24 protein-coding genes, 1 rRNA gene and 1 pseudogene are annotated in these 24,244 nt (G+C 57.9%); 11 read left to right on the forward strand and 15 right to left on the reverse strand.

Annotation, left to right across the window (positions count from 1 at the left end):
- The 4 genes from RAE07_RS06920 to RAE07_RS06935 all read right to left on the reverse strand — a co-directional run.
- A 16S ribosomal RNA gene (locus RAE07_RS06920) occupies positions 1-109 on the reverse strand; the annotation flags it as partial.
- 578 nt (positions 110-687) lie between these two features.
- Positions 688-1,659: a beta-carotene 15,15'-monooxygenase gene (locus tag RAE07_RS06925; RefSeq protein WP_301732874.1), complete on the reverse strand. Its 972-nt coding sequence runs from the start codon at positions 1,657-1,659 to the stop codon at positions 688-690.
- Positions 1,656-2,459, reverse strand: coding sequence for an AAA family ATPase (locus RAE07_RS06930; protein ID WP_301732873.1), 804 nt, complete (start codon positions 2,457-2,459; stop codon positions 1,656-1,658). The genes RAE07_RS06925 and RAE07_RS06930 overlap by 4 nt, the downstream gene beginning before the upstream one ends.
- Complete coding sequence (locus tag RAE07_RS06935; protein ID WP_023020124.1) at positions 2,456-2,830, reverse strand: GntR family transcriptional regulator; 375 nt, start codon at positions 2,828-2,830, stop codon at positions 2,456-2,458. The genes RAE07_RS06930 and RAE07_RS06935 overlap by 4 nt, the downstream gene beginning before the upstream one ends.
- Positions 2,831-3,033: 203 nt before the next feature.
- Here RAE07_RS06935 and RAE07_RS06940 point away from each other — a divergent pair, with 203 nt between their 5' ends.
- Positions 3,034-4,131, forward strand: coding sequence for an NYN domain-containing protein (locus RAE07_RS06940; protein ID WP_317001615.1), 1,098 nt, complete (start codon positions 3,034-3,036; stop codon positions 4,129-4,131).
- Here RAE07_RS06940 and RAE07_RS06945 read toward each other — a convergent pair.
- Both RAE07_RS06945 and trxA read right to left on the reverse strand, forming a co-directional pair.
- Positions 4,128-4,865 (reverse strand): PspA/IM30 family protein, encoded by a 738-nt coding sequence (locus RAE07_RS06945; RefSeq protein WP_317001616.1) that lies wholly within the window; start codon positions 4,863-4,865, stop codon positions 4,128-4,130. The genes RAE07_RS06940 and RAE07_RS06945 overlap by 4 nt on opposite strands.
- An 84-nt stretch (positions 4,866-4,949) precedes the next feature.
- Complete coding sequence (gene trxA, locus RAE07_RS06950; protein ID WP_005325956.1) at positions 4,950-5,318, reverse strand: thioredoxin; 369 nt, start codon at positions 5,316-5,318, stop codon at positions 4,950-4,952.
- A 118-nt stretch (positions 5,319-5,436) separates the two neighbouring features.
- Here trxA and RAE07_RS06955 point away from each other — a divergent pair, with 118 nt between their 5' ends.
- The 4 genes and pseudogenes from RAE07_RS06955 to RAE07_RS06970 all read left to right on the forward strand — a co-directional run bounded on the left by RAE07_RS06955 (position 5,437) and on the right by RAE07_RS06970 (position 9,603).
- Positions 5,437-5,637, forward strand: a complete 201-nt coding sequence (locus RAE07_RS06955; RefSeq protein ID WP_023020127.1) for a heavy-metal-associated domain-containing protein — start codon at positions 5,437-5,439, stop codon at positions 5,635-5,637.
- Between the two features lie 8 nt (positions 5,638-5,645).
- Positions 5,646-7,799 carry a heavy metal translocating P-type ATPase gene (locus tag RAE07_RS06960; protein ID WP_200288523.1) on the forward strand — a complete coding sequence of 718 codons (2,154 nt, stop codon included), beginning with the start codon at positions 5,646-5,648 and terminating at the stop codon, positions 7,797-7,799.
- A gap of 9 nt (positions 7,800-7,808) precedes the next feature.
- Positions 7,809-9,110 (forward strand): MFS transporter, encoded by a 1,302-nt coding sequence (locus RAE07_RS06965; protein ID WP_023020129.1) that lies wholly within the window; start codon positions 7,809-7,811, stop codon positions 9,108-9,110.
- Positions 9,111-9,138: 28 nt separating this feature from the next.
- A pseudogene (locus tag RAE07_RS06970) lies at positions 9,139-9,603 on the forward strand (VanZ family protein).
- Position 9,604: 1 nt separating this feature from the next.
- Here RAE07_RS06970 and dnaB read toward each other — a convergent pair.
- The 8 genes from dnaB to RAE07_RS07010 all read right to left on the reverse strand — a co-directional run bounded on the left by dnaB (position 9,605) and on the right by RAE07_RS07010 (position 17,309).
- Positions 9,605-11,035, reverse strand: a complete 1,431-nt coding sequence (dnaB, locus tag RAE07_RS06975; RefSeq protein ID WP_317001617.1) for a replicative DNA helicase — start codon at positions 11,033-11,035, stop codon at positions 9,605-9,607.
- A gap of 467 nt (positions 11,036-11,502) precedes the next feature.
- Positions 11,503-11,955 carry a 50S ribosomal protein L9 gene (gene rplI, locus RAE07_RS06980; protein ID WP_023020132.1) on the reverse strand — a complete coding sequence of 151 codons (453 nt, stop codon included), beginning with the start codon at positions 11,953-11,955 and terminating at the stop codon, positions 11,503-11,505.
- A gap of 48 nt (positions 11,956-12,003) precedes the next feature.
- Positions 12,004-12,552 (reverse strand): single-stranded DNA-binding protein, encoded by a 549-nt coding sequence (locus tag RAE07_RS06985; RefSeq protein ID WP_023020133.1) that lies wholly within the window; start codon positions 12,550-12,552, stop codon positions 12,004-12,006.
- A 49-nt stretch (positions 12,553-12,601) separates the two neighbouring features.
- Complete coding sequence (rpsF, locus tag RAE07_RS06990) at positions 12,602-12,892, reverse strand: 30S ribosomal protein S6 (protein ID WP_023020134.1); 291 nt, start codon at positions 12,890-12,892, stop codon at positions 12,602-12,604.
- Between the two features lie 122 nt (positions 12,893-13,014).
- Entirely contained in the window at positions 13,015-13,203 is a 189-nt protein-coding gene (locus tag RAE07_RS06995; protein WP_023020135.1) for a hypothetical protein, read from the reverse strand.
- Positions 13,200-14,597 carry a glycosyltransferase family 87 protein gene (locus RAE07_RS07000; RefSeq protein ID WP_239206490.1) on the reverse strand — a complete coding sequence of 466 codons (1,398 nt, stop codon included), beginning with the start codon at positions 14,595-14,597 and terminating at the stop codon, positions 13,200-13,202. The genes RAE07_RS06995 and RAE07_RS07000 overlap by 4 nt, the downstream gene beginning before the upstream one ends.
- Before the next feature lie 6 nt (positions 14,598-14,603).
- Positions 14,604-16,856 carry a transglycosylase domain-containing protein gene (locus RAE07_RS07005; RefSeq protein ID WP_317001618.1) on the reverse strand — a complete coding sequence of 751 codons (2,253 nt, stop codon included), beginning with the start codon at positions 16,854-16,856 and terminating at the stop codon, positions 14,604-14,606.
- Positions 16,857-16,931: 75 nt separating this feature from the next.
- On the reverse strand, positions 16,932-17,309 hold the full coding sequence (locus tag RAE07_RS07010) for a DUF5318 family protein (RefSeq protein ID WP_034655603.1): 378 nt from the start codon (positions 17,307-17,309) through the stop codon (positions 16,932-16,934).
- A gap of 118 nt (positions 17,310-17,427) precedes the next feature.
- Here RAE07_RS07010 and RAE07_RS07015 point away from each other — a divergent pair, with 118 nt between their 5' ends.
- The 6 genes from RAE07_RS07015 to RAE07_RS07040 all read left to right on the forward strand — a co-directional run bounded on the left by RAE07_RS07015 (position 17,428) and on the right by RAE07_RS07040 (position 23,244).
- The gene (locus RAE07_RS07015; protein ID WP_317001619.1) at positions 17,428-18,516 is read left to right on the forward strand and encodes an inositol-3-phosphate synthase; all 1,089 of its coding nucleotides are present in this window, start codon (positions 17,428-17,430) and stop codon (positions 18,514-18,516) included.
- 54 nt (positions 18,517-18,570) lie between these two features.
- Complete coding sequence (locus tag RAE07_RS07020; RefSeq protein ID WP_086588346.1) at positions 18,571-19,071, forward strand: MarR family winged helix-turn-helix transcriptional regulator; 501 nt, start codon at positions 18,571-18,573, stop codon at positions 19,069-19,071.
- A gap of 87 nt (positions 19,072-19,158) precedes the next feature.
- Entirely contained in the window at positions 19,159-20,130 is a 972-nt protein-coding gene (locus RAE07_RS07025) for a universal stress protein (RefSeq protein ID WP_317001620.1), read from the forward strand.
- A gap of 9 nt (positions 20,131-20,139) precedes the next feature.
- Positions 20,140-20,622 carry a hypothetical protein gene (locus RAE07_RS07030; protein ID WP_023020142.1) on the forward strand — a complete coding sequence of 161 codons (483 nt, stop codon included), beginning with the start codon at positions 20,140-20,142 and terminating at the stop codon, positions 20,620-20,622.
- A 19-nt stretch (positions 20,623-20,641) separates the two neighbouring features.
- The gene (locus tag RAE07_RS07035; RefSeq protein ID WP_317001621.1) at positions 20,642-22,501 is read left to right on the forward strand and encodes a chorismate-binding protein; all 1,860 of its coding nucleotides are present in this window, start codon (positions 20,642-20,644) and stop codon (positions 22,499-22,501) included.
- Positions 22,492-23,244 carry an aminotransferase class IV gene (locus RAE07_RS07040; protein WP_234288149.1) on the forward strand — a complete coding sequence of 251 codons (753 nt, stop codon included), beginning with the start codon at positions 22,492-22,494 and terminating at the stop codon, positions 23,242-23,244. Before RAE07_RS07035 ends, RAE07_RS07040 begins: the two co-directional genes overlap by 10 nt.
- Here RAE07_RS07040 and trhO read toward each other — a convergent pair.
- Positions 23,241-24,176, reverse strand: a complete 936-nt coding sequence (gene trhO / locus RAE07_RS07045; RefSeq protein WP_005326978.1) for an oxygen-dependent tRNA uridine(34) hydroxylase TrhO — start codon at positions 24,174-24,176, stop codon at positions 23,241-23,243. The genes RAE07_RS07040 and trhO overlap by 4 nt on opposite strands.
- Positions 24,177-24,244: the final 68 nt, after the last annotated feature.

Below are 24,244 nucleotides of genomic sequence, written 5' to 3' on the forward strand. Positions count from 1 at the left end.
CACCCGTTCGCCACTCGAGTACCCTGCAAGCAGGGCCTTTCCGTTCGACTTGCATGTGTTAAGCACGCCGCCAGCGTTCGTCCTGAGCCAGGATCAAACTCTCCACAAAAAAATTTCAGAAAAAATCCGAAACAGGCCGTGAAAAGCCCGAAACCCAACAAAAGAACAAACCACCACAAACCACAAAAGCCTGTGCTGGCGTCCAAAAAATTACTACAAAGAAAAAATAAACAGTCCCCTCAACCCGACGGGGTCAAAAAGAGGAAACCAAAAAAGTTGAACACAATCACATGCCAACCAATCCATCTCAATGCAGCCGAAACACCAAACAGCATTCAAAAAGGTACGTGTTCCACATACCCAACCGGCACACACCAACCAACAAACCAACCAAAAGGCTTATTGGCAGACAAACCAATCAACACACAACCATGCACACAAAAAATAAAAAGTACATTGGCACACTATTGAGTTCTCAAACATCATCACCACACAACAACCACACACTTGCGCATGTAGCTCGTCGTGAGCAGAAAATTTATTTTGTCAGGGCCTGTTTTCCTATCGCCGCTTCAGCCAGGAACTTTCTTGTTCCTGTGGGGCGCTGTCGGTCGCGCTGACTCGTATTAAGTTACACAGCGACTCAAACAAACACAAATCCCCAGGCCAACTACTATTTTGAGGACTTTAAGATACGCCCATCCATCCACTCATTCCGCCACCGTGGACATTTGCTCGGCGAATGTAGCTGGGGAGAGTCAATGCCCATACTGCATAGAAGGCCACCGCCAAGAAGAACGTGGCAATTGCGGAGATGGGGGTTTGGACATAAATGACGACTATTCCGGCTATGAGGACCGCATAGAGGATGAATAGGTACCAGTTCTTCGTTCCCAGAAATTCCAGCGTGACCAAAACCGGGGCGCAGGTCGCACTAAGCAATGCGATGGCCGTAACGAGTTCACTGTCATTCGTCAGTGCGGCGCTGATACTGATGGCTGCGAGGACAGGTATCAGGCCGAGCACTGCAGTGTGTAGGGCCCAATCTCTACGACTTCCTCCCATAACCGTGTATTCGCGGAGGGATTTTCTTAAGCTGCCCAAGACCGCCCCGAGCAGCACAACAGTCAGTACCCAGATGAAGATGCCGAGGAATTCGAGCACTGAAGCGGCGTCCTCATACTGGTAGAGAACTAGGCCAATCATCTGCGCCAAGCACGCTCCACACCATGCTTTGGCCTGCGGTCGATAGATCGTTTGCCCGGCCAAGTTGTGGGGGAACCAACCAAATCCGCTCGAAGGTTGCACGCCAACAGTGGTGTACCCGGAACGTTTCGGAGTAGCGCTGCGATACATGGCCCATACTGCCGCGACCGCATAGACAGGCAATGCCCACCACAGCTGCACGGTGAGCGCGCCCGCAGCTGCCGCTAGTGCAAGTAGTGCGACGAGAATGCGACGATGTTCGTTCCAGATTCTCGAACCCAGGCCCACTAGTTGATATTTCTGAAAGTTAGGTTCTAGGGAGGACACGAGCGCCACAGAAGCGATTACGGGAAGCGCACTCCACGTTCCCTCTGCCATGACTGGCATGACCAACAAAGCTAAAAAGAAGAAGGACCAGCTCCACCAATCGCCTAGGTACCACAGTAGTTTCATGCTCTCTCCTCCAATGCCAGCACCGCACGCTCTAAAGAGACCTCATTGACACGCAGGCCGTAGGCCTGGGCAATGCGAAAAATGGGATCGGTCGAAGCGGAGCGGGCGTCGATAAGCACACGGTCCCCTAAGGGCGTGGTTTGCCTACTCAGCGCAGGGAGGCCCAGCTCCTCGGCCGCTGCGGTGAGGGACTCGGATGGTCCGGTGAGCTCCAGAATTCCCTCGATGAAGTCATCGATGGGACCGGAAATGGGGTTATCACCCATCAGCGAGACGGTATCGAGGAGGCCCGCCACCTCATTGAGGTGATGGGTAGAAATGACCATGGTGCGGCCGTGTTCCTCACGCAGCACCTGATAAAAAAGCTCGCGGCGCTGTGTGTCTAGGCCGAGATAGGGTTCGTCGAGAAGCATGACTTCGCAGCCAGAAGCAACGGCGAAGATGAAGCCCACGGCAGACTTTTGCCCGCGGGAAAGGGAAGAATAAGCCTTGGCCGGCACATCGAAACGAACCAGCAGCTCATTAAACCGGTCATCGTTCCAGCGCGGCCAGCGTGTCTTTCCTATGACGCCCAGCTTTCCGATGCCCCAGGAATCCGGCAGCGGGTTATCAATCCCCATCAAAATGACTCGGTTGAGGACCGATTGATTATCAAAAGGCTGCTCCCCGAAGACCGTGATACCGCCTGATTGGATTTGGCCGGCGATCTTGCGCAGGAGCGTGGTTTTGCCTATGCCGTTGGGGCCAACCAGGCCGTGCGTCAGGCCATCGGCAAAGGTGAAATCTCGTGTCTTAATCATGAGTACATTCCTCGACTTTCTGCAACGCGATCAAATAGGTCATGGAGTTGGGCGCGGTGGTACCCCAGCCGCACAGCTTCATCCACAAGCGGGGCCATGTATTCCGCCGCAAAATCTGCCCTGCGGCGCTCACGGATTTTCGCCAAGGCACCGTCTGCGACAAACATGCCGATGCCGCGACGCTTATCCAGCACACCAATATCCACTAGGAGGCTTATCCCCTTGCGAGCGGTGGCCGGGTTGATGTTGTGGAAGTCAGCAAGCTCATTAGTGGACGGAGCCCGGTCCCCCTCGCCCAGGGTTCCGTCCACAATGGCGTCTTCCACCAAGGAAGCAATCTGGCGGAAGAGTGGTTGGGTGGAATTATCCATTAACCCTCGGTTCGTTGGTTCGTTACTTGTGTAACCAACCATATCGGCAACAACCCACCTCTGCAATACTTCCGAAGAGAAAACTTTTTTGCCCCTACTGCGCTGGGATTTTGTCCAAGGTTATCGACGTTTTGTGACTAATGGGGCACACTGGAAACCACAAAGAATTTTATTTAGAACAATTAGAACGGAACTTAGGAGCCATGCTTGAACGCACACTTGTCTTTGTCGATACCTCATACTTGCTCGCAAGCTTTTATAACTCATGGGACACCGGAGCTCGCGCGCAACTAGAAATCGATCTACCCGAGGTGGTCAGCACCATGGGTGGGATGATTGAGAACCAACTAGGGACGCCAATCCAGCGCCAGTACTGGTATGACGGCATTCCCGATACCGGCCCACACCGCTACCAACGGGCGTTGCGCACCTGCGAAGGCGTACAGCTACGCACTGGCCAGCTCATCGAATGGGGTGAGCGCCGCACCCAAAAGGCCGTGGATACCCGGTTGGTGGCTGATATGGTCATCGCCGCCATGAAGGGTCAATTCACTGACTTTGTCCTCGTCAGCGGCGATGCAGACATGATTCCCGGTGCCCAAGCAGCCGTGGACAATGGCATCCGCGTGCATCTTTATGGATTTGGCTGGGACTCCATGTCCTCCGCCCTGCGCCATGCGTGCGATTCCACCACCATTTTGGACCCGCGCGAGGACTTCGCCGATGCTATGGAATTGCAGGTATTGGAAGGCCCGCTTCCGCCAGTGGTACGCGAAAACGCGCACAACGACAGCGAGGAAATGCCGGAGCCGGACGAATGCGGCGAGCCTTCGGAGGTGGAAGCAGCCTTCGGTGCTACCGAAAAGCCCACCCCGGCCCCAACGCCCAAGCCAGCGCCGCCAAAGGCTGACACCACAGAGGACTCCGCTGCCGAGGAGGATGCTCCGGCAGAGAAACCAGCACCAAAGCCATCGATGATGGCTCCTCGCCGCAAACTGCGCTCTAAATATGTTCCGCTGCCAGAAGAAGTGTGGAGCTCGGCTGGATTCCAGTCCCCCTTTGACGTGGGCCAGCAATACGCCTCGTGGTGGTTCGATAACGCTGCTAGCACCGAGCAACGCGACCAGGCACACCTGCTTTCGGGCGGCGGGCTTCCCCCGGAGATCGACCGCCCATTACTGCAATTTGCCTGCGAAACCCTGCACGAATACACCCTGACCGAAACTCAGCGCGTGAACCTGCGCGATGGTTTCCACTCGGGGATTCGTGGGGTTTTAATTAACGTTCGCCGGCAGAATTAATCGCCGGACTCGAGCTCTTTCTTCTTCTTAATATCCGCCCGGATGGCATCAAGGCGCGCAGTCGCCTTCATGTCATTGCCGGCGGCTTTAATCTCACTAATGTGATCACCGCCGGTAGCATGCTGCAATTCTTGCGCGCCCAGGGCATCGGCGTAGCGCTTTTCAATCTTGGCACGCACAGAATCAAGAGTAGGCACGGAATCATCCGGGTTTAGCTGGTTCATGGATTCAATGGCCTGAGCGTTCTTTTCTTGCATCGCTGCTTGATCCGCTTGGGCCTCCAGCTGGCTAACCTGGGCTAGCTGCTCCTTCAAGCGCGCCTCAGACTGCTGCTGCTGGCTCTTGGCCTGCGCGGCAGCTTGCTCTGCGGCAGCGTACTGCTGCTTGACGTCTTCCAGTTCCTGCTCCACTGCAACCAGCTGAGAAGCAACAACTTCCGCAGCCTGGTTATATTCGGCAGCCTTTTGCGGATCCTCCGCCGCATCTGCCAGTTCCAATGCACGCTGGGTTTGAGATTGGTAGTCCTGCTGGGACTTCACCAGGCGGTCCATCTGCATTTCCAGCTGAGACTTATGGCCGATGATTTCTGCGGCGTGCTCAGAAATCTGCTGGTGCTGCTCCTTGGCTGCCTGAACAGCCTGCTGGATCTGCACCTTCGGATCAGCGTTCTCATTAATCTTCTGATCGAAGGAACTCATCATGTACTTCCAACCTTTGCTGAAAGGGTTAGCCATTATCTTCTCCTTTGGAAATAAAAAAGACGCTTTCTAGCGAGTTTAGCGATACTCACCAGAAAGCGCCGAGGAAGCTAGTAGGTATTAGCCCTGCGCATTTTGCTCTTCTACCTGGCGGCGGACCTCTGCCATGTCGAGTTCCTTAACCTGCTTGAGTAGGTCTTCCAATGCTGCAGGGGGCAGCGCGCCAGCCTCACGGAATACCAAGATGCCATCGCGGAAGATCATCAGCGTTGGAATGGACTGAATCTCCAGTGCGGATGCAAGGCCCTGGTTAGCCTCGGTATCCAGCTTGGCAAAGGTAGCATCCGTGTGCTCTTCGGAGGCCTTTTCAAAAACCGGTGCAAAGCGCTTGCACGGTCCGCACCAATCGGCCCAAGCGTCTACGAGCGTAATGCCCTCGCCGGTAACGGTTTCTTCAAAGTTTTCTTCGGTGACGTCGATAGTAGCCATGCTTGTTCTAACTCCTTTACGTATCGCTTTATTCCCCCAACGTACCTGAATCATCCTTGTCACATACCCCTAGGGGGTATAAAATCGGTACAGAAATCAACCCAAAGGAAGGATCATTATGAGCACCAAGAACTACACCGTAGAGGGCATGACCTGCGGACATTGCGAAATGTCAGTAAAGGAAGAAGTCGGCGAAATCTCCGGCGTTAGCGAAGTCACTGCAGACCACACCACCGGCGCGGTTACGGTTAGTGGCACCGATTTCACCGATGAACAGGTAGCGGCCGCTGTAACTGAGGCCGGCTACACGTTGAAGTAGGCACCGCCATGTCCCACTTGGACCTTGGCGTCACGGGCATGACGTGCACTTCCTGCTCCTCCCGCGTCGAGCGCAAACTCAACAAGCTTGACGGGGTAAGCGCCAGCGTCAACTTTGCCACCGAGGCAGCGGCCATCGAGTATGACTCCCAGACGGTTAGCCCGCAGGAGCTCATCTCGGTGGTTGAGGGCGCAGGTTACGGCGCTTTCGACATGGCCGAGACGAAGGCAGAGGATCCCCAGCCTAAGAAGGATGATGGCGACGCGTTGCTGCGCCGCACCATTGTCGCCGGAGCTTTATCGCTGCCGCTCATGGTGGTATCGATGTCGCCGGCCCTGCAATTTCCCAATTGGCAGTGGGCCTGCGCCATCATCGCTACCATCGTCTACATCTTTGGTGGCGCACCTTTCCACACCGCCACGTGGACGAACCTTAAGCACGGTTCTTTCACCATGGACACGCTCATCACCATGGGAACTTCGGCGGCCTACTTCTGGTCGCTGTGGGCACTGTTTGTCGGCAACGCGGGCGAGCCGGGCATGAAGATGCACATGTCGCTGGATGCAAACGCGGCACAAATGGACCACATCTATTTTGAATCCGTAGGCATGGTCATTACGTTCCTGCTGCTCGGCCGCTGGTTCGAGGCGCGGGCCAAAGGCCAGTCTTCGGAGGCGCTGCGGGAGCTGCTCTCCCTAGGAGCTAAGGAAGCCTCGGTACTTACCGCACAGGGCGAGCGGCGCATCCCTATTGCACAGCTGCAGGTAGGCGATGTCTTCGTAGTCCGCCCAGGCGAAAAGATCGCCACCGATGGCATCGTGAAGGCGGGCAACTCGGCCGTCGATACGTCCATGATTACCGGCGAGCCAGTACCCGTTGAGGTGAGTACCGGCGATGCGGTCACTGGTGCAACCATCAACGCTTCGGGCCGCATTGAGGTGCGAGCCACCAAGGTGGGCGAGGATACGGTACTGGCCCAGATGGCCCAGCTCGTCACAGATGCCCAAACCTCCAAGGCACCAGTGCAGCGCCTCGTGGACCGCATCGCGCAGGTCTTCGTCCCTGTGGTGATTGCGGTAGCTGCGCTTACGCTGATTGTTCACCTCTTCTTCGGCGGGATAGCCCCGGCCTTTATCGCCGCCGTATCCGTTCTCATTGTGGCCTGCCCATGCGCCATGGGCTTGGCGACGCCCACCGCTATCCTCGTCGGCACCGGCCGCGGGGCACAGCTCGGGCTTGTCATTAAGGGCCCGGAAATCTTGGAGTCTACGCGCCAAATCGACACCATTGTGATGGATAAAACCGGCACGGTCACGGCTGGAGAGATGTCCGTTACCGCCGTCCACGGTGACGTGCTCGAGCTGGCCGCGGCCGTCGAGCACAATTCCGAACACCCCATCGCCCGTGCCATTGCCCAGGAATGCAGCGTGGAACCGGCTACCGAATTCGCAGTAGTTCCAGGCGGCGTGGAAGGAACTGTAGAGGGGGTCCGAGTGGGCGTCGGCAAGCCGCAAGGCCCCTTGGGGGACTTAAAAGCACCATTCCGCGAGGCACAAGACTCTGGTGCCACGCCGGTGGTTGTCTCCGTGGACGGCCAACCTGCCGGAATCATTGAGGTCCGCGATACCATCAAGCCCAGCTCTGCCGCCGCAGTGGCACAGATGAAGGAACTTGGGCTTACCCCTTACCTGCTAACCGGTGATAACGCTGGAGCCGCCCACGCCGTGGCCGCCGAGGTAGGAATCGAGCACGTCAGAGCCGAAGTCCTCCCAGAAGACAAGGTAGATAGCATCAAGGAACTGCAACGCTCCGGGCATACCGTGGCGATGGTCGGCGACGGCATTAACGACGCCGCCGCCCTTGCCCAGGCGGACCTTGGGCTCGCCATGGGCGCGGGTACCGACGTGGCAATTGAAGCCTCTGATATCACCCTGATGAACGGCGATCTACGCTGCGCTGCTGATGCCATTCGGCTCTCGCGCCGCACGCTAGCAATTATCAAGGGCAACCTTTTCTGGGCCTTTGCCTATAACGTCATACTCATTCCTGTTGCCGCGCTTGGCCTGCTCAACCCATTATTTTCCGGCCTCGCGATGGCACTGAGCTCGGTTTTTGTGGTTACCAACTCACTACGCCTGAAAGGTTTTTCTGTTCAGCGATAGTATTATCGCATGCTCAGCCGCACCGAACGTCTCGATCGCCTTCCCGTCACCTCTAAGCACAAGCGCCTACTCTTAGGTTCCGGCCTTGGATGGGCGCTTGATGCTATGGATGTCGGGTTAATCTCCTTCATCATGGCCGCCCTTGCCGTTCACTGGGATCTAGGTGCCAGCCAGACCTCCTGGTTGGCCTCGGCAGGCTTCCTTGGCATGGCGCTCGGTGCAACCTTTGGCGGATTGCTGGCAGATAAATTCGGCCGCCGCAATGTCTTTTCTCTCACCTTGCTTGTCTACGGCTTGGCAACAGGGGCATCCGCGCTAGCTGGGGGACTTACGGTTCTCATCTTCTTCCGATTCATCGTTGGGTTGGGCCTCGGAGCCGAGCTACCAGTTGCCTCCACGCTCATATCCGAATTCGCGCCTCGGCGGGTCCGCGGAAGGATGGTAGTCATTCTCGAGGCATTCTGGGCCTTGGGATGGATCCTTGCGGCCATCATCGGCACTTTCGTGGTGAGCACATCTGAATCCGGTTGGCGCTGGGCCCTGGCCCTTGGCATGCTGCCAGCCGCGTATTCAATCTATGTGCGCCGCGGTCTACCAGAATCTGTGCGTTTCCTTGAATCCAAAGGCCGCCATGATGAGGCCGAAGCTATCGTTGCCAGTTTCGAAGCCGCGGCGGAAAATCGCCCGCTGGACGATGCCCTCCCAGAGCCCACACCTTCCCCCGCAGCGTCTATCTGGAGTCCGCAGCTACGAAGGAGGACCGCGGCGTTGTGGACCATTTGGTTCTGTGTAAACCTCTCCTACTATGGCGCCTTCATCTGGATTCCCTCTCTGCTAGTAGCCGACGGTTTCTCCCTAGTGAAGTCTTTTAGTTTTACCCTCATTATCACCCTTGCCCAGCTGCCTGGCTACGCGGTGGCAGCTTGGCTCATCGAGCTCTGGGGCAGGCGGGTAACCCTCGCGGTATTCCTGCTCGGCTCGGCAGCAGCAGCCGGCCTATATGGAGCAGCAGCTACGGAAGCATTGATCATCCTGGCTGGTTGTCTGCTCTCCTTCTTCAACCTCGGCGCCTGGGGAGCCCTCTATGCCATCGGTCCGGAGCTGTATCCCACTTCATTGCGAGGGCGTGGTACGGGAGCGGCAGCAGGCTTCGGTAGGCTAGCATCTATTGCGGCCCCACTAATCGTCCCGCCACTGCTTGCTGCGGGTGGGACGGCCTGGTTATTTATTGTATTCGCCGCAGCATTTGGCATTGCGGCTGCCGCCGCCTTCAGTCTGCCCGAGCAGAAAGGAATAGCGCTTGCTCAGTAGGCTCTCCCTCGCCGCGTGGACGGCCGTTATGGTCGCATTGACCACGCTCAAGCCTTTCTACCAAATCGGCTATTTGTGGAAACCGGAAAATCAGCGTGCGCGAGAACTGCGCTGGGTGCCGCTGGATTAATTCTCCGGCGGCAGCTGGTTTGGTCCGCTATTTGAGTACGCGGGAAACACGGCCTTCTTTATCCCGTTTGGAATGCTGGTGTTTAGTCTGTGCCGTTCCACTAAAACCACTGTGGCGTGGGGATTTGGCCTGAGCCTAATGCTGGAGGTGTGCCAATATGCGTTTGCCCTTGGGCGAACGGATATTGATGACCTCATATTTAACACCGTGGGCGCACTCATCGGTGCGGCGTTCGCCCGCCTATGTGGCGAACGCTTCTTCCCCGTCTGGCGCTGGTTAGCGCTTGCCGCAGCTGCGGTTTTCCTGGTGTTGGTTATCCTCGGCCCACGATTGGGCGATCCCAATGCGGTGGTCGACCTGTAATTTATCCGTGGGCCATATTGACGAACTTGGAGTAGTGCAGCTGGTGTGCCACCTGCACGGTATCGATTGGACCGCCACGGTGCTTGGCTAGGATAATATCCGCCTCGCCGGCGCGCTCATTATCGCGATCCTGGGAGTCAGGACGGTACAGCAGCATGACCATATCGGCGTCCTGCTCCAAGGAGCCGGACTCACGGAGGTCAGCAAGCTGCGGCTTTTTATCAGTACGCGCCTCGGGTCCACGGTTCAGCTGCGAAATTGCGATGAGAGGAACCTCTAGCTCCTTGGCCAAAAGCTTGAGCTGGCGGGAGAATTCGGAAACCTCTTGCTGGCGGGACTCAACCTTTTTACCCGAAGACATCAGCTGCAGGTAGTCCAAGACGATCAGATCCAGCCCGTGCTGCTGCTTTAGGCGGCGGGCCTTGGAACGAATCTCCATCATCGTCAGGTTTGGAGAGTCATCAATAAACAGCGGGGCGTCTTGCACTCGGTTGAGGGTTTCATCAATTTTCGCCCAGTCCTCGGTGGAGACACGGCCGCCGCGCATATCGGCCAGCTTGACTTCTGATTCCGCCGAGAGCAGGCGCATGACAATCTCCGAGGCTGACATCTCGAGGGAGAAGATTACCGAGGACTTACCATGCTGCAAGGAGCAGGACCGCATGAAATCCATGGCTAGGGTCGATTTACCCACACCGGGACGAGCAGCGACGATGACCATCTGGCCCGCGTGGAGACCGTTAGTCAGCTTATCTAGATCGATAAAACCAGTTGGCACGCCTAGTTCCACACCGCCGGCTTGCTGCAGTGCTGCCAGCTCATCAATGGTGGGGTCAATGAGGTCACCCAAGACTCGGTAATCTTCCGCAGTTTTGCGCTGGGCGACGGCGAAGACTTCCTGCTGGGCGCGGTCCAGGACGGACTCGATCTCTGCATCCTCGGTGCCGGAAAATCCTAGCTGTACTACGCGGGTGCCGGCATCAACCAGCTTGCGCAACACGGCCTTCTCCGCCACGATCTCTGCGTAATAGAGGGCATTTGCCGCCGTCGGCACCGTGGCCAGCAGCGTGTGCAGATAGGGGGCGCCACCAACGCGTTCGAGGTTATTAAAGCGATCCAGCTGAGAGGCCAAAATGACAGCATCGACGTCTTTACCCTCAGAATAAAGGTCCAGCATGGCGCGGTAGATCAGGGTATGGGCCGGATAGTAAAAGTCCTCCGGTTCCAGTTCCTCAATGACTTCCATCACCGTATGGGGACTCAGCAGCATTGCGCCTAGGACGCCCTGCTCCGCCTCCCGGTCTGCGGGGGGCTGGCGGAATTCTCCATAGCGCTTTGGCTCTTCCTGCTGAAAGCGACGGCGTGGGGCCGGTTCCTCCTCGGGCGGCGGCTCCGGCGGCAGGTGTTCATCGTCAAAGCTGGCGTTGGTCATGTCTTCCCCCTTGTAGCTATTCGAGCGAGCAAGCGTAACGGAATTTCAGTTTAGTCTAGCGCCGGGACACTACCCCCTGGGTATAAAGCCGGAAGTTATCCACAGGATGGTGTGGAAATTGCTGGTCGCGACATACTCGGGCCGCAATTGCCCTGCATATGCTTGTGGATAACTCAAAACCTCCGTGACCTGCACACATCATATCCCCTGCTCACGACGGGTTTTCGCAGATGTGAAAAGTGGCACATTAACAGTGGATAAGGGCCCTGACCTGCGGGTTAATAAAGCAACCGAGGTGTAAACGCAAAGTTAATGAGCTGGAGAGTTATCCACAGATTTCCACAGTTATCCACAAGCCGGTGAAAACGCGCTAAAGGCCCCAAGAACCTGCCACCTCACATAGCAGGAACTTGAGGCCTAAAGCGTTGCTGTTGTCTTTGGGTCTATATGGACCGTCGTGCGCCTAGTTAGGCAGCAACGACCGAGAAGTTCACCTTGCCGATAACATCAGCGTGCAGCTTCAGCTCGACCTGGTAATTGCCGGTCTTCTTGACCAGGCCCTTTGGAAGCACAACAATGCGCTTATCCAGCTTTGGGCCACCGGCCTTGGAGACGGCGTTGACAATGTCTTCTGCTTTAACGGAACCGAAGAGCTTACCGGATTCGGAGGTCTTAACCTCTACCTTGACATCCGTCAGCTGCTCGAGCTGGTTGCGGACCTCACGTGCGTGATCCAGGTCGCGAATCTCGCGAGCTTCCTGGGCGCGCTTGATGCCCTCAATCTGCTTCTCTGCGCCGCGGGTAGCCACGATAGCCAGGCCGCGAGGAAGCAGGTAGTTACGTCCGTAGCCGTCCTTAACCTCAACAATTTCGCCAGCGGCGCCGAGGTTCTCAACGGCAGCGGTGAGGATCAGCTTCATGATCCCTGCCTTTCAATTGAGTTAGTTGAATAGTTGCGGGTGACAGACTTAGAACGGAGGTTCAGAATCAGCGCCTCCGAAACCACCAGCTGGTGGCGCGGAGTTCCACGGATCCTCAGAAGGAGCCTGGTTCTGCTGCTGCGGCTGCTGTTGCTGGCCGCCTCCAAAACCGCCCTGATTATTGTTATTCGAGCGCTGCTGGCCGCCGCTAAAGTTATTGCCGCCCTCACGTGGATTGCGGTTTACCTGTGCGGTGGCGTAGCGCAGAGACGGGCCGACTTCGTCGACGTCAATCTCGAATACGGTGCGGTTTTCACCCTCGCGGGTCTGGAAGGAACGCTGCTTCAAGCGTCCGGTAACGATGACGCGCATGCCCTTAGACAGGGTTTCGGCGACGTTTTCTGCCGCCTGACGCCATACGTTGCAGGTCAGGAACATAGCTTCGCCGTCTTCCCACTGGTTCGTCTGCGAGTTATAGCGACGAGGGGTGGAGGCGACGCGGAAGTTAGCTACTGCCGCACCCGCCGGGGTGAAGCGCAGCTCGGGGTCAGCAACGATGTTGCCTACCACCGTGATATTGGTATCTCCCTGTGCCATGTCTTTACTCCTTATCGGTTACGTGGATTGTGCTTGATCCCAGTATCCGTTACTTGCTGTCGGTGCGCAGAACCTTGGTACGCAGGATGGTGTCGTTCAGGTTCAGACGGCGGTCGAGCTCGGCAACCGAAGTGTGCTCGCACTCCAGGTTGACGACGGCATAAATGCCCTCTTCCTTCTTGTTGATGGGGTATGCAAGACGACGCTTGCCCCATACATCAAGGTTCTCAACCTTGCCGCCATCCTGGCGGACGATTTCGAGGAACTTATCCAGGGACGGGGTTACGGTGCGCTCATCCTGATTAGGATCCAGAATGATCATGACTTCGTAGTGACGCACGGACCTCATCACCTCCTATGGTCTAGTAGTTTTCGGCTGCATCACCTTTGCGGATGCAGCAGGAGGGTACGTTGCGTCAAGCAACCCCACTACAGTACCGCAAGTGACCGGCGAAAAGAAATCTAACCGGTGGTAGTTGCGGCGAAAAACACAGCGGCTGTCGCCGGAATGATGGTGAGGAAAAGGATAGCCAAGATCCCTAAAACGATGGGCCCGCGCCGATCCTCGCGGTTATGAAACAGCCAAAAGGCACCCATCACGCAGAGAAAGCCTAAGAAGATGGAGGCCATCCCGATATAGGTAACAATCATGCGAATGCTCCTGCCAAAGGATCACTGCCACCATGCGCATCGCGCACCTTATCCGTGACCTTCCCACACATCTGGCGAATGATAAATACAGCCATGGCGATAATGAGGGCATCGCGGGAAATAACGGCGACGTCGAGAAGCTCGTGCGGAATGCCCTTATTGTCCGTGCCCAGCATGTGCCACATCAATAGCGGCCATACCAGGGCGTCGACAAGCGCCCAGCTAAAGACCAGACGCCAGCGCGGCAACGCCAGAGCTGCGGGGACCACCAGCCACAGCGAATACTGCGGCGACCACACCTTGTTGACCAATAAAAAGGCAGCCACGATGAGGTAGACCAGCTCTGCCATGCGCGGGGTTCGCGCGCTGCGCAGACCCAGCACCGCAATTGCTGCGCAAAGAGCCAAAAAAGCCACCAAGCTGAAGGTATTGAGAAACTCTGGGCTAAAACTCATGCCGGTATTGCGGCTGAGCACTGAGTAGATGGTGGTCCACTCCGCACCGCGCTCTTGGTTGAGGCGGAAAAATTCTCGCCACGCATCCGGGTATTTCATTGCCACCGGCGCGTTGACCGCAATCCAAGCTACGGACGCGCCAAGTAAGGCTAGGAAAAATTGCGACCAACGGCGGTTGCGCACCGCCAAGACCAAGAATGCCCCCAAGATGAAGACCGGCCATAGCTTGAAAGAGGCGCCAAGGCCGATAAGGACACCTGCTACCACCGGCCGCTTGCGCGCGGCGGCCAGAAGCGCGCCTACGGCAAAGGCGATGGAGGGGATATCCCAGTTGCTAAAGGCGTGAATGATGATAAGGGGGCTGGCCGCTACGAGGATGGTGTCCCACGTGCGATTGCCTACCAACAGGTAGACCATATAAAGCACGCCGACCCAGATACAGGACATGACCAGGGCGGTGAGGCCGAAGTACCAACCGGCCTCCGGGATTCCGGCCCACTCCACAAGGGAATAGGTATTGCGGGCGATCCACCCCATCATTCCTTGGAATAAGCCCGCGAGGACCGGGTATTCCATATAGCGGGTCAGGTCGCCCTCCTGCCAAGAATAGGCATAGGGGAAGCCGCCTTCATCGAGGCCACGGCCGCCGTAGAGCGGGATGATGTCGTTATAGCAGAAAGAGGTGTACTGGCGGTTTGCTGCCCAATTCAAGCTAATAACCCCGTCATCACCGCGGGTACCGCCGGCACAATTGGCTTTGGAGAGGAATCCGCAAGCCAGAAATACCCAACCGACGGCGATGATGGCGCGCAGCGGGGTCCACCATTGAGTGGGGCGAACGCCGGCAAAACGGCCCATTGGCCCGCCGAGGAATTCAATTACTCCGCGGGCCAACGGCTCTGAGGAAACGGGAATGCGCTGGTGCGAATTCACTGTCACTGCCGCCTACCCTAGAAGGTCTGCCAGGTCGCTATTCGGACCAATGAGGTCATCTAAGGACGGAGCCTCTTGCTGGGCCGGTGCTTGGTTGTTGTTGCCATTGTTGCCATTGTTGCCATTGTTGCCACGGTTGCCACGCTGTGGACTTGGCGCTGGCTTCGGGCTCTCCGGCTTCTCTTGTGGCTGGACCGGCTTGGTCTCTTCTTCCGGCGCAGCCTGCTGCTCTGGAGCCTCGTAGTTTTGCGTATCGCCAGCGCCGCTATCCCAGCTCGGGTCATAGGCCGGGGCGGCCGTTCCGGCGCCCATATTGCCGAATCCCAGTGGATAGGCGGCCGGGAAGTTTTGGAATTCGGAGTTGGCCAGGGAGTTATCCAGCACGGCCTTCCAAATCTTGGTCGGCGCGCCCGCGCCGTACATGATGCCACCGTACTGATCGAAAATGGCGGAGGTGTTATCTGCGGTACCTACCCACACGGCAGTGGCCAGCTGCGGGGTGGCACCAACCATCCAGGCATCCTTGTTATTTCCGGTATCGCCCATCTGGGTCGTACCGGTCTTAGAGGCAGAAGCGCGGCCGCCCGCAAGGGCGCCATTGGACCACGCGGCTACCGGCTCCATGGCCTCGAGGACGTTATTGGCCACATTGGACGATACGCGGCGCTCGCCTTCATCTTCAGGGTGCTCGTACAGCACTTCGCCGGCGGCGTTTTCTACGCGCTGCACAAAGTGGGGATTATGCCACACACCCTGGTTAGCCAGGGTGGACATCGCGGTAGCCATATCGAGCGGGCGGGACTGGTACTGACCCAGGACGATGCCCTCGAATGGCTGCTTGCCCTTTTCCGTCAGCGTCTTCTCAATGCCCGGCAGGGACTTAGCCACACCCAGGGCATGCGCCATATCCGCGGTGTCCTGCGTACCGTTTTTCAGGTCCGCCTGCAGGCGCAGGAAGGAGGTATTCAGGGACTGCTTGGTAGCCTCGCGCAGGTTGCATACGCCGCAGCCACCGCCCACGTTGGTAACCACATCGGATCCCGGCAGCTGATAAGGAGCAGAAGAGTAATTAGTATCCAGGCTAATTCCCTGCTGCAGGGCAGCTGCTAGGGCCATGATCTTGAAAGTCGAACCGGTCTGCAGCGGGGAGTTGGCGTAATCCCAACCATTGGAATCGTGGCCACCGAAGTACCCGCGGACCGCACCGGTCTTTGGGTCGATGGTGACGGAAGCCGCACGTGCATCTTCCTGCAGGGGAGCCATCTGCTCATCGACTGCCTGGATGGTGTTGTTCTGCACGTTCATATCAATGGTGGTGGTAATGCGCAGACCACCGGTGGACACCTCGTTTTCGGTGATGCCTACCTCTTCCAGCTCACGGATGACCTGATCCTTGATGTGACCGTTGGCGCCCGGGGCCTCGGTATAAGCCGAGTACTCGGTTGGGTCGCGGGTCTCCGGGAAAGTCATCCCATCGCGCTGTTCTTGGGTGAGGTCACCCATGCCCACGAGGCCATCTAGGACGTAGTTCCAGCGGTCCTCGGAGCCCTCTTGGTTCACGCGGGGGTCGAGTCCGGACGGGGACTGGATGAGGCCGGCGAGCATGGCGCCTTCCTCCGGGGTGAGGTCCTTGGCGTCCTTATTAAAGTAGGCGTTGGATGCGGCCTGAATGCCGTAGGCATTGCGTCCGAAGTACACGGTGTTGAGGTAGGCGTTGAGAATATCCTTCTTTTCCCACTCATTGGTCATTTTCACCGAGTAGATAAGCTCGCGAATCTTGCGCACATAGGAGTACTCATTACCCACCAGCGTGTTCTTCACATACTGCTGGGTAATGGTGGAACCGCCACCAGCATCAGCGTTGCCGGTTACCTTACCCACCACGGCGCGGCCGAGGCCGGTGAAGGAGAAGCCGGAGTTATCCCAGAAATCGCGGTCCTCCGCGGCAAGCACGGAGTCCTGCACATAGTCCGGGATCTCATCCAGGTTTACGTGGGTACGGTTGCCTTCCGGCGGCACCAAACGGGCGAGCTGGGTCTGGTTATCGCCCGCGTAAATGGTGGAGACTTGGTTATTGGCCAGGTCCTTGGGCTCCGGAACGGTGTATTGCGAGTACGCATAGGCAAAAAGTCCTGCGGGCAATGCCACAAAGACCAGTAGGCACGCCAAAACGACCCACGGCCAGATGCGGCGTTTCTTTTTCGCCTGCTTTTTGCTGGGGCGAGCCACCTTAGTGGACTTGCCGGTAGATTCCTTCTCGGTCACTGATTCGTGTCCTCATTCATCCCTGATCACAAACTAAATAATTGCAGCTTACTGCCTAAGGCGGTGCGCCGGAAACTAACACGCGTTAAAAGCAGTAGCAGAACGCAACAAGTGGTTCCACCGGCACTGGCGACATACCTCCACCTCGTGCACCGTAAACTCCAAGCCCTCGGCTACAAATTCCGCTATTTCTTTATCACTACGGGCGCTCCCAGCACGCCGGCCGAGGTTCTCTCCATAGACCCAGCGGGTAAGCCGCAAAGGCTCGCCGCACACTGGGCATTCTTTATCCATGGTGCGCCCGTGGTGCTCAGCTGCGGCGCGCAGCAGAAAATCGGCATCGCATACCTCTTCCCGTGTGAGCTGCCCGGCGCGAAATTCGCGCAGATGGTGGGCGCGTTCCCACTCGTGGGAGAGCACATGCTTATAGGCAACGGAATTCACCCGGATCATCCTAATTACCTCTTCTTGATCGATCCACATGGTGTTATGCCACCGCAGGGCATAATTTTCGGCTTAGTCTTACGCAGTCACTGACAACCACAATTCATGGATATAAAAGGAGTAAACCTTGTCCGAGAAGGTAAAGGTCGCCATCGTGGGCGTCGGCAATTGCGCCACGTCCCTCATTGAAGGCGTGGAGTTTTATCGCAACGCCGCTGCCGATGCAGATATTCCCGGTTTGATGCACACCCAGTTTGGCCCGTATCACGTCGGCGACGTGGAATTTGTTGCCGCTATCGACGTGGATGCGGACAAAGTGGGCAAGGACCTTGCGGAGGCCACGCGCAGCTCCCGCAATTGCACCATTTCTATTACCGACGTCCCGAACCTGGGCGTTACCGTGCAGCGCGGGCCTACCCTGGATGGCTTGGGCCGTTACTACCAAGAGTCCATTGCGGAATCAGAAGCCCCGCTTGCCGACGTCCCCGCTGTCCTTCGCGAATCCGGCGCCGACGTCGTAGTTTCCTACCTGCCGGTGGGCTCCGAAGATGCGGATAAGTTCTACGCGCAAGCGGCCATCGATGCCGGTTGCGCCTTCGTCAATGCCCTGCCGGTCTTTATTGCCTCTGATCCAGAATGGGCGAAGAAGTTTGAAGACGCCGGGCTGCCCATTGTGGGCGATGATATTAAATCCCAGGTAGGTGCCACCATTACGCACCGCGTCATGGCAAAACTCTTCGAGGACCGCGGCGTGCGCTTGGAGCGCACCATGCAGCTCAATGTGGGCGGCAATATGGACTTTAAGAATATGCTCGAACGCGAGCGCCTCGAATCAAAGAAGATTTCCAAAACGCAGGCCGTCACCTCTAACCTGCACAACTCGCCTATCGCCGGCAAGCGCGAGGACCGCAATGTTCACATCGGCCCTTCGGATTATGTGGAATGGCTCGATGACCGCAAATGGGCCTATGTCCGTTTGGAAGGATCTGCCTTCGGCGAAGTCCCGCTGAACTTGGAGTACAAGCTGGAGGTCTGGGACTCACCTAACTCTGCCGGCATCATCATTGATGCCGTGCGCGCCGCCAAGATTGCCCTCGACCGCGGGGTTGCCGGCCCAGTACTGCCTGCCTCGTCCTACCTGATGAAGTCCCCGCCGGTGCAAAAGGCCGATGACGTGGCACGCGCCGAGCTGGAAGATTTTATTGCCGGAAGCTAACTTTTTGACTTCCAAACTACCGCGCAGAGAAAACGAGCTATACAATCGTTTTCTATGACGCAGCAACATGAGGAGAAGGGCCCCGCTCAATCCCCGTCTACATACGAGGATGCTGTCGAGGTCGCGCGTTCCATCCAACCGGCGCTCAATAAGCTCATCCTTATTTTCCAGCGCACGGCAGAGGGCTCTTCTTTGACCACCTCCCAGGTATCCATCATGAACCAGCTGCGTATGCGGGGCCCATCACGCGTATCCACCATCGCGCAGGCAGAGCTTATCCGCATGCCCACCGCCTCTAATGCGCTCTATCAGCTAGAGCGCCGCGGCTACGTGGAACGCCACCGCGATGAGGAAGACCGCCGCGGTGTCCTGGTAGCGCTGACGCAACTGGGCGAATCTGAACTCGCCATCGTTTCACAGCAGCGCGCCTCGGCCTTGGCAGAGATCATGCGGTGGCTAGAGCCTGAAGATTTGGATACCGCGAACGAGGTTGCCACCGTCATCTCCAAGCTGGCTGATGTCTATCGCCCCACAATGAACGGCGAACAGCACTAGTTTTGCCCGCAGTGATTTCATTTTTCTGGGGCTTAACGTGATAATTGAGAGAAGCGAAAACCGTAATCTCTCACTAGTTCGTACAGTATGGCAACTGATATTTCCGATGGGCATCTCCCAGCCCTGAGCAAGGGCTCGGCCGAAAAGCCACTTCGCATCCTTATTTCTTGGAGCCCCTCTTCCTCCGGCACCGAGGCACTCGAGTGTGCCGCGTGGCTTTCCCGTACCGCTGATATCCAGGTACGCGTCATCTCTACCGTATTCCAGCCGTGGACTACTACTTCCCTCAGCAAACTGGGCGGAAAATATAAAAAATGGTTTAAAGGACAAAAGGAGGCCTGTGCCGCCGCTACCCGTGCCGCCCTCGATGAGGCCGGCGTGCCGCGTAGCTGCTGGGATGAGAAACCCTCCCTATTGGTCGACGGCCCTTCGCGCCCCCATCTGCTGACAGAAATGGCCAAGAAGTTCGAGGCAGACCTCATCATTTTGGGGCCCAACCAGGCCGCGCCCAAGGGGCGTTTCTTCGCCGGCTCTACGGCCGATACCTTGCTACATTATTCTCCTCAACCGTTGGGCTTGGTGCCTCGCAAGGTAAAGCTGTCCAAGCACGGCGTCACCCGCTTTAACTTTGCCATTACTGAACGCAGCCCGCGCGAAGATCATGAGATGCTCGCCGCAGCCGAGCTTGCCAATCGCTGGAACCTGCCGCTGCGCCTGCTGGCTTTCTCGGCAAAGGGCTTGCTCAGTACCCCGTCGAAGGATAAGCACGATATGGCGCTCGAGCTGGCGGCGGAGTGGCTCGAGGATTCCCTTGCCATGCTGGATCGCGCCCGCGATTGCATCCAGGAGAAATTCCCAGAGCTGGATGTCACCTCTGAAATTGGTTCCGGTGCCGGCTGGAGCGGCGCAGTGGATTCGCTCAAGTGGAAAAAGGGCGATCTCATGCTTATGGCCTCCACCCCGCAAGGCCCCATCGCCCGCGTTTTCTTGGGTTCTACTGCCACGGAGCTGCTGCCGCATATTCGGGTGCCCATCTTGGTCCACCCAGCCTGCGGTTAGGATTGGGGTATGAGCCAGCGACCAGAGCATCCCGAAAACGATCTGACATCCGATGCTGACTATGCCAATCTGCGCCGCCCAGAACCGCAGAGTTTCGATGAGCTGGCCGATGAGCCGGATCCTTTAGAGATTGCCGCTGCTAACCGCCGCTCTACCCGGCAAGCCGTCTGGTACATGCTCGCAGTCCTTGTCATCTCCGCGCTCTATGGCTTCGCGGTCGCGCTCGCCGCTAGGCTTTTGGGCGGTCCTTTATGCGAAGATGGCACCGCTACGTGGCTCTGCACCGATGGGCAGCGCACCTTCTTTAGCCTGACCACCCCGATCATTCCCTTCTTCGGCATGATTGGCTGCGCCATCATCATGGTGCGCAAGCTACACCGCTATCTGCGCTGGCGGAGTTGGATGGCCATTTTCTGGGTGATGGCCTGCAATTTCATGCTCTGGACCATTACCGATATCCAGCTATTTCTCATGGACTCGGCTGCCGCCTAGAAAACTTCCCCCCCTCCCGATGATCCTCCTGCTTGATAATTACGATTCTTATACCTTCAACCTGGCTCACCTCATTGCAGAGGTAGACGGCCGTCACCCACTCGTTATTGCTGCCGGCGAGGCGGAAGGTCTGGCCGAGCGCGTCCGTGCCGGCGAATTTTCTCATGTGGTGATTTCTCCTGGTCCGGGCACGCCTGAGCGGGAGGAGGACTTCGGTGCTGCCCGAGCCATCAACACCGCCGCAGCAGCGGCCGAGATTCCGGTGCTGGGCGTATGCCTCGGCCACCAAGGGCTGGGCCTGTTGGCCGGCGCTCAGGTTTCTCGTGCGCCACAACCGCGCCACGGTTTTGTCTCCACTATTAGCCACTCGGGCGAGGGCATCTTTGCCGGAATCCCGCAAAATTTCGAGGTAGTGCGCTACCACTCCTTGCAGATTGACGAGGTCCCCGGTATCACCGTTCATGCCCGTAGCGAGGATGGCGTCATTCAAGCGCTCAAGGTCGATGGTTTGCCTCACTGGGGCGTGCAATTCCACCCGGAGTCGGTGCTTACCCAGCACGGCCGGGATATTATGCGCAACTTCCTGGGTGGGTTCCGCCTGATCCACCGCGAGGTGCCCGGCGCGGTGGACTGCCCGCGGGTCTTTGCTACCCTGCGCGCCGAAGGAAAAGATGCCTTCTTCCTCGACTCCGCGGATCCGCGCGGGCGCTACTCCATCCTCGGAGATACTGCCGGCACGTTGAGTCGTTCTTTCCGCTATCGGCTTGGTGACGCCCCCGATATCCTTGCCCTCTTGGACCGCGAGCTCGCTACCCGCGTCGCCAACGCCCCAGAACTTCCTTTCACCGGCGGGCTCATCGGCTACCTAGGCTATGAGTGCGCCCAGCTCACCCTGCCCATTGAGTCAAGCCACCGCTCCCCTTACCCAGATGCTTATTTTGTGCGGCCGCAGTCTTTTATGGTCTATGACCACCGGGAAGAAACAGCGCATCTGTGCTGCCTGGCTGGCGACGGCGCCGAGCAACTGCTGGACCGATTAGAAGCCGCCTTGAGTGCGGATGAACCACAGGAGACTGGGGAGGGCAGCGGGGCGTCGCTAAGCGCAGGCGCCTGGCGCAGCCCCGGCTACCTGGAGCGGATTAAGCGCGCTCAGGAGTTCCTGCACGCCGGGGAGAGCTACGAAGTCTGCCTGACCGATACCTACTCGGCCGGGGCCGAGGGGGAGCTTTATTCCCAACTGCGCTCACACAATCCCGCTCCCTATGCCGCGCACCTCGTCTTCGATGGCGTGGAAGTCTGCAGCACCTCGCCTGAGCGCTTCCTCACCGTGCGCGGCCGTGAGGTGGAGGCCAAGCCGATTAAGGGCACTATCTCCGCCGACCAGGATCCGACGTTGCTGACCACGGACCCGAAGACGCGCGCCGAAAACCTCATGATCGTCGACCTGCTGCGCAATGACCTTTCCCGGGTATGCGAGCCCGGCAGCGTGCGCGTACCGAAGTTGATGCAGGTAGAAAGCTATGCCACGGTTCATCAATTGGTGTCCACCATTACCGGAGCGCTGCGCGCCAATGCCACTGCGGTCGATGCCCTCCGCGCCACCTTTCCTCCCGGCTCGATGACGGGCGCGCCAAAGCTGCGCACCTGCGAAATCATCGATCAGCTCGAGACCGGCCCGCGCGGGGTCTACTCCGGCGTGGTGGGCTACTTGGGCTTCGATGGGCAAGCCGATCTCAGCGTGGTCATCCGCACGGCCGTACGCGCGAGCGGTGAGGTCACTATCGGGTCCGGCGGGGCCATCGTTTTGGATTCGGATCCGGCCGCCGAGCTAGAAGAGCGCAACCTTAAGGCGCAGTCCGTATTAGGGGCATGGCAGTGAGTACCTATCTCTGGCACGAGGGCGGCTTTATTCCCAGCCAACCCCATCCCGGTCCCTTTGACGTTGCGGATTCTTGGCGGATGCTTGGCGACGCCCACTCAAGCGCCCTTCGCCTTCACCTCCGGCGCTTCGAGTCGGTGGCGGGGCCGCTTCCCGCTGGGTTCGTGCCTGCGATGCTACAGCGCTTCGCCCCCGGCGATCTTTTTCCCCGCATCTCGCTAGCCGCAGGACAACTGCGCCTCGATATTCGCCCCGCACCCCCTGCACGCCCAGTCACCCGGCTAACCTATGCGCAGGCACCCGACCCGCGCTCGCAGCCTTTGGTCAAGGGCCCCGATTTCCCGGCACTGGCACGCTACCGCGCCGAATACCAGGACGACGGTGCCGATGACACCGTCATTGTGGATTCCTCCGGTGCCATGGTGGAGACCACCACCGGCGCGCTCGTCGCCTGGGAGGAGGAGACGCTTATTCTCTCCACCGGGACGGCGCTGCCCAGCATCACGCTGCACCAGGTCACCCAGCGCGCCGCGGCCCTAGGCAGACGGACCGAAACACGCCCGCTCACCCTGGAGCTCGCCACCGAATGCCCCCTGTGGTTCCTCAACTCGCTGCACGGCATCAGCCCGGTGACCGAACTATACACACCTACCGGCATCGTCTATCCGCCCTGCAACCCGCACACCGCCACGTGGCAACAGTGGTGGTGGGACTCCTTCCACAAGGAAACGGCGCGCGACTAGCTCTCCTGCTTGGCTAGCTGCGCTGCCACCTCGGCGCAATCTGGCCGGCCGCAGTGCTGCGTTTCTACATGTTGGATGCAGTCATCACAGATGAGCACCTGCTGGCGACAGGTATCTTCATTGATGCAATTGTGGAAGGTATTCGTGCCTTTGCCACAGTGCACGCAATGGCCCAGCTGGATAAAGCCTGGGTCTTGGAGCCCTTGGCCAAACTCGTGATGCATGCGCTTATCAAAGACATACATTGAGCCTTCCCACAGGCCATCATTGCCGTACTTTTCGCCATAGCGCACGATGCCGCCATCGATCTGGTAGACCTCTTTGAAACCACGATTCTTCATCAACGAAGACAGGATTTCGCAGCGAATACCGCCGGTGCAGTAAGACACCACCGGCTTATCCTTCATCCAGTCATACTTGCCGGACTCGATTTCCTCGATGAAGTCATGCGTGGTTTTCACATCGGGCACGACGGCATTTTTAAACTTGCCAATCTCTGCCTCCATGGCGTTGCGCCCATCAAAGAAGACGACTTCCTCGCCACGTTCTTCTACCAGCTTATTAACCTCTTCTGGCTTTAGGTGCACGCCGCCACCGACGACACCATTTTCATCCACCTTCAGCTCGCCCGGCGCGCCAAAGGCCACGATTTCATCGCGCACCTTGACCGAAAGGCGTGGGAAGTCATCCGCTCCGCCCTCGGACCACTTGAACTGCATGCGCTTAAAGCCTGGGTATTCCTTGGTCTGGCGAACGTAGCGCTTGCAGGCTTCCATATCGCCGCCAACGGTGCCGTTGATGCCATGCTCGCTGATAAGGATGCGCCCCTTGAGCCCCAGGGACTCGCACAGGGTGCGTTGCCACAGCATGATTGCGGTGGGATCTTCGATGGGGGTAAAGCAGTAATACAGGAGAACTTTGCCAATAGTCACGCCCCAATCTTAGGCCCGCAGCTGGGTAGATCCCCAATCTTGTAGTTGTTCTTTATAAGACTGCGGCC

Source organism: Corynebacterium nasorum (genome assembly GCF_032821635.1).
In the GTDB taxonomy this organism is placed as follows: domain Bacteria; phylum Actinomycetota; class Actinomycetes; order Mycobacteriales; family Mycobacteriaceae; genus Corynebacterium; species Corynebacterium kefirresidentii.

What these genes read in the sequence shown, in the direction of transcription:
- RAE07_RS06925 (WP_301732874.1), bottom strand. Translation starts at nt 1,659, where the DNA reads ATGAAACTACTGTGGTACCTAGGCGATTGGTGGAGCTGGTCCTTCTTC.
- RAE07_RS06930 (WP_301732873.1), bottom strand. Translation starts at nt 2,459, where the DNA reads ATGATTAAGACACGAGATTTCACCTTTGCCGATGGCCTGACGCACGGC.
- RAE07_RS06935 (WP_023020124.1), bottom strand. Translation starts at nt 2,830, where the DNA reads ATGGATAATTCCACCCAACCACTCTTCCGCCAGATTGCTTCCTTGGTG.
- RAE07_RS06940 (WP_317001615.1), top strand. Translation starts at nt 3,034, where the DNA reads ATGCTTGAACGCACACTTGTCTTTGTCGATACCTCATACTTGCTCGCA.
- RAE07_RS06945 (WP_317001616.1), bottom strand. Translation starts at nt 4,865, where the DNA reads ATGGCTAACCCTTTCAGCAAAGGTTGGAAGTACATGATGAGTTCCTTC.
- trxA (WP_005325956.1), bottom strand. Translation starts at nt 5,318, where the DNA reads ATGGCTACTATCGACGTCACCGAAGAAAACTTTGAAGAAACCGTTACC.
- RAE07_RS06955 (WP_023020127.1), top strand. Translation starts at nt 5,437, where the DNA reads ATGAGCACCAAGAACTACACCGTAGAGGGCATGACCTGCGGACATTGC.
- RAE07_RS06960 (WP_200288523.1), top strand. Translation starts at nt 5,646, where the DNA reads ATGTCCCACTTGGACCTTGGCGTCACGGGCATGACGTGCACTTCCTGC.
- RAE07_RS06965 (WP_023020129.1), top strand. Translation starts at nt 7,809, where the DNA reads ATGCTCAGCCGCACCGAACGTCTCGATCGCCTTCCCGTCACCTCTAAG.
- dnaB (WP_317001617.1), bottom strand. Translation starts at nt 11,035, where the DNA reads ATGACCAACGCCAGCTTTGACGATGAACACCTGCCGCCGGAGCCGCCG.
- rplI (WP_023020132.1), bottom strand. Translation starts at nt 11,955, where the DNA reads ATGAAGCTGATCCTCACCGCTGCCGTTGAGAACCTCGGCGCCGCTGGC.
- RAE07_RS06985 (WP_023020133.1), bottom strand. Translation starts at nt 12,552, where the DNA reads ATGGCACAGGGAGATACCAATATCACGGTGGTAGGCAACATCGTTGCT.
- RAE07_RS06995 (WP_023020135.1), bottom strand. Translation starts at nt 13,203, where the DNA reads ATGATTGTTACCTATATCGGGATGGCCTCCATCTTCTTAGGCTTTCTC.
- RAE07_RS07010 (WP_034655603.1), bottom strand. Translation starts at nt 17,309, where the DNA reads ATGATCCGGGTGAATTCCGTTGCCTATAAGCATGTGCTCTCCCACGAG.
- RAE07_RS07020 (WP_086588346.1), top strand. Translation starts at nt 18,571, where the DNA reads ATGACGCAGCAACATGAGGAGAAGGGCCCCGCTCAATCCCCGTCTACA.
- RAE07_RS07025 (WP_317001620.1), top strand. Translation starts at nt 19,159, where the DNA reads ATGGCAACTGATATTTCCGATGGGCATCTCCCAGCCCTGAGCAAGGGC.
- RAE07_RS07030 (WP_023020142.1), top strand. Translation starts at nt 20,140, where the DNA reads ATGAGCCAGCGACCAGAGCATCCCGAAAACGATCTGACATCCGATGCT.
- RAE07_RS07035 (WP_317001621.1), top strand. Translation starts at nt 20,642, where the DNA reads ATGATCCTCCTGCTTGATAATTACGATTCTTATACCTTCAACCTGGCT.
- RAE07_RS07040 (WP_234288149.1), top strand. Translation starts at nt 22,492, where the DNA reads ATGGCAGTGAGTACCTATCTCTGGCACGAGGGCGGCTTTATTCCCAGC.